The organism is uncultured Eudoraea sp., assembly GCF_947490415.1.
Taxonomy (GTDB): domain Bacteria; phylum Bacteroidota; class Bacteroidia; order Flavobacteriales; family Flavobacteriaceae; genus Eudoraea.
Window position 1 is genome coordinate 100,656 of the sequence record NZ_CANLGX010000008.1, and the last position, 6,861, is coordinate 107,516.

Genomic DNA, 6,861 nt, shown 5'->3' on the forward strand with positions numbered 1-6,861 from the left:
CCTAGTCTCGATAACAGGAGTTTATGGACTTTTTGAGGTCCTCCAGCAATACCAGGTTACTATCCAAAAGTTCATCTACTATAGAAAGGTGTACGGCGCTAATGCGGTACCTATATTGAATCTGGTTTACTAGCTCCAGTTCTTGGATCGGATCATTTAAATAATTTGTGATATGTTTGAAAAAAGTAAATTCAAAATCAGCGGGTTTGTTGAATATTGGTTTGATGTACCCTTTTTCCAAAATTTTCTGACTCCATTTTAACTGATGGTTTGGCACATAATGGGTGCCTACCTGTAATGCTAATGGGGCAAAATGGTTATCTATGTATTCGTTGTTTTGCCGAATGACGGTCTCATACTGGTCGACCGTTTGAAAATAAAGCATTATTTGTTGTTTCAATGTCTGATCCAAAAGTAGGTTTAACCCTCCCGTTGCCAACAGCTCCCTGTAGGTGCTATTATGTTTACGAAATGTACTCCGGTTATTTAATATACTTAGGCGCTTAGAAAAGATAGTATCAATCGTAAAACTAGCTCTGTCATAATATCCCTGAAGTATGTCCTCGGCATTGTTGATTACTTCCTGGTCAAACTCTAAATAGGACTCTAAGAACATCTTTTCTGTAGTCAGATCCGTTATGAGTCCTTTAAGGTATTCACATTCCCTGGAGCGGGCTTCTAAATAGTCCTGATGTTTATTAACCTGTAGTGCTATCAATATCCCAATAACCACTAAAAGTATCTCCCCAATGCCATATCTTGCATATTTGAAGAACTGATTATCATCGGCAAGTTTTTTGCGGATTTTACGGAAGAAGTTGATCATAAGAAAGAAGAGGTTGGTTGTTCTTCCTAAGGTAAGGAATTATCTAGAAAAGTTTTACACCGATTACTATATCAAGAAACTTGCCTTTTGAAAATACTGTGTCGAACTGCTCATCTTCGGAAAGCATTTTGTATTCGTAGAGAGTCATAATGAAGGTTAGTAAAGAACTACTATAAGGAATAGCTTATACACGTTGCTGGCGATAGTTTTTAATTCACTAAACCACTTCTAAGATTACAATCACTACTTTTTACCAGGTCATCCAAACCATCAACCTTCCAGCATTCTCCGAATACTGAACAATAACAGTAAGTTAATTTATATTCTTCACTAATTTTAATTAGGGTGTCAATAAGCGTATCTTCAAAATTTCCTTTTGTTGTAAAGCTAATTGTTATTACATTGGTAACTTCTCCTGGAGCCAATACTTTGGTGCTTAGATTAGCGTTTCGGGTTTGTTGTATGGAAAGGTTTGGATAGTCTTTCTCTAATTCATGACCGAGTCCCCAACTCGTGATTTCTCTATTTTTATAAGTATAAATAACATTATCTACTATAGCAGGTCCAACTCCTTTATTAGTAACTCTGTAATTGAATAATGCAGTAGAGTCACCAATTTCAATATCAGGTGAGTTTTCTAAAAATGGCCAAACAGAAGCGCCCTGTTGCTGAAAAAGCAACTTCTGTTGTTCTTCAAGAATAGAGGTCTCTTTATAACCTAATAAAACAGAAAAAAAACTAATCAGGACGGCAAAAAGAGCTATAATTAGAGGCGTATCAATTTTTTTGTTTTTAGCCAAATTAACTTGTTTAATTTCTTCTTCTTTTTTGCTGTTTTCCATTTTAATTCAATTATTGCCAATGGTGTGGTATAACCGTCAGTTACGGTTTTAAGTTTATACTTTTTTTCGTTTAAGCGCTACAGTTTGCAATTCCGAGTGGATTCGGACGCGGTCGAATCCGCCGTAATTGCGGTTATACATTGTTATAGCACGTTATTTATATTCATAATGAAATATTAGTTGGATTTTTATGTAATCTTATTAGGATCGTTTTATTTTGATCAATTATGGTTTTAATATCATTATCCAAAGTTGAAACCAATTAAGTTCCAGAACCACATAAACCAGGTAAACGAAAAGAATACAATAAGATGTAAGAGGTAATTTACTTTGCCTCCTATGCTTAGTTCTTGTCTTTTCTGAAATTCTCGGATGATTGTAAATACACCTAAGGCAACTGTGAATAAAGGTAAGCAGAAAATGGCATAAAAATACGTAGGGATTTGGTATTGTAGCTCATCTCGGCCATTATAGATGGCTAAAAATATAAATACAATAGATAATATTCCGAGTAAATTGAATATTGCTGTGACGTGGGATACATGAACCTTTTTGACCTGTAGCACAACATATCTTATCAGGTTAAAAAGAAATAGGAGAAATATCGTGGTTACAGCAAACAGTGTGAATTTCTCACTTTCAAACCATTTCAGCTTTTTGTAAGCGAAATTTTCATTATAAAACCAGCCGATATCTCCTTTTCGATTTTTACCAAAGCCTGTCTTCCAATTTTCATTTGTGTTTTCAAAAAGCAAAGGGGCAATTTCTCTAAATTCTTGGCCCCAGAGAGAGATGCTTGAATCTTCTGTTGCTTCTATTTTTACTTTGTAAGTAAACAAGAGGTTTAACTTTTCTATGGTAGAATGGGAGAATCGATTCATGACGTATTCTCCATTTATTTCCGATAAATCCGTTGTGGTGTTTTTATTCCAAGTAGGTTCAGAATATGTACTCGGAAAGAAGCGGTGTATAAATTGCTGTACCATTTCCTTAGATAAGGATTCGTCTCCGCCGTTGTGTGTAATGAAAATACCGATTCCCTTTTCTGGGATTAAACAAAGGAAACTCCCATAGTTTGTGGCTGATCCGCCATGCCTCAATAGCCGTAAACCGTTTTGATATGCTTCAAAGAACCCTACCGCTACACCAGGCAATTGAGGATGATGTGTAAATTGCTGACTGTGCATTTCCGCAAATGAACTATTTGAAATTAAGCTACCATCGTTTTTCGAAGAAGTCTGTAGATGAAAGTTCATGAATTTTGCCATTTCTTCTGCCGTGCTTATCAGCATGGAAGCGGGTTTTGTCTTGATATAATCGAAAGGCACGGGTTTCCACTGTTGGCTTTCCTTTTGGTAACTCTTTGCAAAGTTAGTGGCCTTACTGACATCAAAAGTACTATTTGCCATTTGCAGTGGAGACAGCAACTCGGTCTGAATAAAATCCTCATAGACTTTTCCTGATACTTCTTCAACAATTAAACCTGCCAGAGCCAAACCGTGATTGGAATACGCAAAGGTTTCTCCGGCTTTAGTCACACGCTCAGGCATTTCGTTGTATAGGTATTCCTTTAGGGGAATTTGCTTAGAAGCGTCATGTGTCCGGCGTTCTAAGTTTTTATCCTCAAAACCAGCTGTATGGGTTAATAAGTTCTGTAGTGTAACTGAATCACCTTCTATGGATTTATAATTGAAATCTGGCAAATAGTTCCGAATGTCGCGATGCAAATCAATTAAGCCTTTTGAGTGTAATTGCATAACAGCCGTAGCTGTGACTAATTTTGTGACAGAAGCAATCCTGAACGAGGTGTTAGAACTGAACGGTCGATTTTCATCAATATTAGCCAATCCATGCCCTTTTGTTGTAATGAGTTCTCCGTCTTGTACAATGGCATACCCTATTCCTGTAGTATTGTCTTTGTCAATATGCTGCCCCGCAATGGAATCCATAAATTGAATGACGTCTTGCTTGAAATATTGTTTTGTTATGCTGTCTTGTTGTGCCTGAATTTGTATACTGATAATGCACAATAGCATAATTAAAAGATGTTTTCTCATGGCTGATTGATTTTGATTTTATACGATTATGACTACAAAACAAGTGTTTTTATAGGTACGAGTCGTTCGTTCCGGCCGAAGCGAACCTATTGTTGTAGTGTTTTTTTGAACTGTCTAGGCGTCATGCCTGTTTCTCTCTTAAAAACGGTGTTAAAAGTAGTCTTTGAATTGAAACCGCATTCAAATGCCACAGCCAAAAGTGTGTAGTTCTCGAACTTTGGATTAGCCATCTTTTGTTTACAATCTTCCACGCGGTAGTGATTAATAAAATTGTAAAAGTTGGTATGCAGTTCGTTGTTTAATACTTCCGACAATTGATGCCGACTGATGCCCAATGTTTCCGCCATTTCGTTTCCAGAGAGTTTTTCATTCAAATAGAGTTTCTCCTTTTCCATGAGGTCTTTTAAATGTCTACTTAACACTGATTCGGTTTTGATGGAGGCTTCTGTATCTTCGGCTTTTCCTAATGAATCAGTGGCCTGATCCTTTATATGATTAGGGGTATTTGATATTTTGTTTTCGCTTTGAAACAAAGAGAGTATATCAGGCTGACTGATAGCCTTGTAACTAATTGCATAAATGAGCAACACAAGCGCAAATGCGCCGTAAGCTCCCATATGTTGGATGGATGAAGAAAGCAACAATTCTCCCAACAGATAGATAAAAGATACAATGGTAACCACGGACAATGCCCATACACTGTGTTTTAACCAATTGAGGTGAATGTTTTCTACATTAGAAAACCAATGAAAAAGTTGTTGGTCATACAATTTTAAATCCTTGGATATTCGCCATAAGTAGAACAATATTTGTAGGAAACTAAATAAAGATATTACCGGAAAGAAATAGGTGGAATACCAATCATCACTAACCGTGGTTGAAGTATTCCCCATGTTAAGCGATAATACTTTTTCTTGTGCCGAAAGCATATAAAAAGGAATCAAGGCTAACTTAGCAATGAAAAAAGGTATAAAATGTATTAGGATCTTAAAGCGATGATTAAGAAGTGCCCGAACATAAAGAAAAATAAGTGGGCCGAACAATAAGGTATTTCCCCAACGGATTCTAATTAGAAATGGGAAATTTTTATAGAAACTTGCACTTTCAGTGGCTTCAAATAAGCAGTTGAAACTCAATAGAAGCACAAACAAAGCAAGAATTCGGTTGGCTTTTCGATTAGTCCTCGAAAAAAATAAGGCAATCACCAGAATAATGCCTTGTGCTGCTCCTAAATAGAGTACGGTATTCATTGTGTACCTTCAGATTTTTTAAATGTGCTATAACGGTCTAGTGTATGAGTAGTAGCGGATTTTTACTCACAAACCTTTCGGTTTTGCACTGATCTTTATTTTCTGTTCTTGCTTTTATTTTCCCACTTAAACCGCTATTACTTATAAACATTGTTGGCATTAGTTTTCTATTTGTTTAATCATCTCTTTGGCAACTATGGCTGAAGAGGGAAGAAACATGGTCGTCACAATTCTCTTATCAATTACTATATCGTGTTTATCATTCAAATCACGTTTAGTTTGAAATATTCCTCCATTATCTTTTAATTGGTCCTCAAGCATTACAGGTAATAAAGTTCCTTCTTTAGCCCAACTTTTAGTAATCTCTGTCGAATTTGGGAAACCTGTCACTTTTTTACCTTTAACCATATAGTCACCATTGCTAAGTTTGACATTTGCTAAAGCACCAGGTCCATGTCCACAACCTCCTACTATTCCACCATTTTCGTAAATGTTAGCTATAATTGATAATAATTTTTTGTTATTGGCTACATCAAACAATGGTCCATATCCACCACCAATAAAAACGGCTTTATAGTTTTTATAATCTACTTGGTCAGGTGTAAGTGAATTTTCAACATTACCATTAAAATTTTCATACTTTATAGTATAACTACTGATTCCAACAGGATCCATTGAAAATGGGACTTTTCCACCAGTTGGTGAAACAAAATCAACTTCATATCCATGAGAAACAAAAATATGATATGGAGGTGCTACTTCCCAAAGATTGTTACCGGCAAAGTGTTTTTCTGGGTCTCCCATATCCTCGGTGTTTGAGACGATAATTAATATTCTTTCCTTTTCAGTTATCTCATTTTTACAAGAAATAAAGATTAGTAATATCAACACTGCTAAAAGTATTTTTTTCATTTTTTAATTGATTGAGTTTTGTATAAGACAATAAATAGAGAAGAGTGTTACGGTCTTTCAATTAATGCCAACGGTTTCGTGTATGGTTTGTGTTGTTGGGGGACTAAGTTAGCAAATAGAGATGAAGGCTGTGGAATTTCGGTAGAAATTCCTGAATAATCCTTAAACAACATATACTATACACGTTGTTGTGCCTAGTTCCTTTTATTGGTTTTGCTTTGACGGATAAATTGCTTTATTTTGGGATAAATGCCACAATCGGCAGTAGAATATATATTAAACGTCTGATATGGAATTCGACCTCCTGGAATATCTTGCCGACTTTACTCACTATGAACTCCTTGATGCCTATTACCTTGCGCGGAGCGCACTTATCAGTGATGTGACGATATTTATGACGATTCTTTTTGCCTATGTTACTGTTGCGTACTTTGTGAGTGCGAAGCTGACCAAGTTCCAAGCAATTTCAATCTCTTCGCTATACAGCCTTTTTGCTTTGTATATGGCTTCCTCTGCATACAATTCATCACTGATGGCATCGACTATTGCTTTTGCAGTTAGTGGGCTGGATCCTTCCAAGGACTCGATCGTTTTAGTAACGATTTTACTGGTAGCCTGGGTTTTCAGTATTATATTATTCATGCAAGCACGTCGAATGGGAGACGCCTAATGTTGTTGAAGGCACCTCCTTTAGTCATTCAGACTTGTTTAACATGCTATGAAATTTACTTTCTCAGATTCGCATCTAGAATATCCACACCACTTAACTGAGCGTTCGCTAAAACTAAATTTAATTCTATTTCTGATTAAAAGAATTAGGCACAACCGTTCGGTGTATGGTGTCGTAGCATCCCGAAGGGTGCTATGCAATATACACATTGTTGTGCTTTCGTTATAATTTTAGTTCATTATTTAAAGATTCTAAAAGTACTTCTATTTCTTGTTCACAGTTAAACATTGATCTTTTAACTGAT

6 protein-coding genes are annotated in these 6,861 nt (G+C 36.1%); 1 reads left to right on the top strand and 5 read right to left on the bottom strand.

The features are described from left to right. Window position 1 precedes the first annotated feature (1 nt). The 5 genes from Q0874_RS16575 to Q0874_RS16595 form a co-directional block, all read right to left on the bottom strand. Entirely contained in the window at window positions 2-826 is an 825-nt protein-coding gene (locus Q0874_RS16575; protein ID WP_299164646.1) for a hypothetical protein, read from the bottom strand. 209 nt (window positions 827-1,035) lie between these two features. Continuing rightward, on the bottom strand, window positions 1,036-1,668 hold the full coding sequence (locus tag Q0874_RS16580; RefSeq protein WP_299164648.1) for a hypothetical protein: 633 nt from the start codon (window positions 1,666-1,668) through the stop codon (window positions 1,036-1,038). Window positions 1,669-1,910: 242 nt separating this feature from the next. Beyond that, complete coding sequence (locus tag Q0874_RS16585) at window positions 1,911-3,725, bottom strand: serine hydrolase (RefSeq protein ID WP_299164649.1); 1,815 nt, start codon at window positions 3,723-3,725, stop codon at window positions 1,911-1,913. Between the two features lie 86 nt (window positions 3,726-3,811). Then, the gene (locus tag Q0874_RS16590; RefSeq protein ID WP_299164650.1) at window positions 3,812-4,975 is read right to left on the bottom strand and encodes an AraC family transcriptional regulator; all 1,164 of its coding nucleotides are present in this window, start codon (window positions 4,973-4,975) and stop codon (window positions 3,812-3,814) included. A 159-nt stretch (window positions 4,976-5,134) separates the two neighbouring features. Beyond that, the gene (locus tag Q0874_RS16595) at window positions 5,135-5,887 is read right to left on the bottom strand and encodes a type 1 glutamine amidotransferase domain-containing protein (protein WP_299164651.1); all 753 of its coding nucleotides are present in this window, start codon (window positions 5,885-5,887) and stop codon (window positions 5,135-5,137) included. Window positions 5,888-6,176: 289 nt separating this feature from the next. Between Q0874_RS16595 and Q0874_RS16600 the strand changes: the two genes are divergently transcribed. After that, on the top strand, window positions 6,177-6,557 hold the full coding sequence (locus Q0874_RS16600; RefSeq protein WP_299164652.1) for a hypothetical protein: 381 nt from the start codon (window positions 6,177-6,179) through the stop codon (window positions 6,555-6,557). Window positions 6,558-6,861 lie beyond the last annotated feature (304 nt).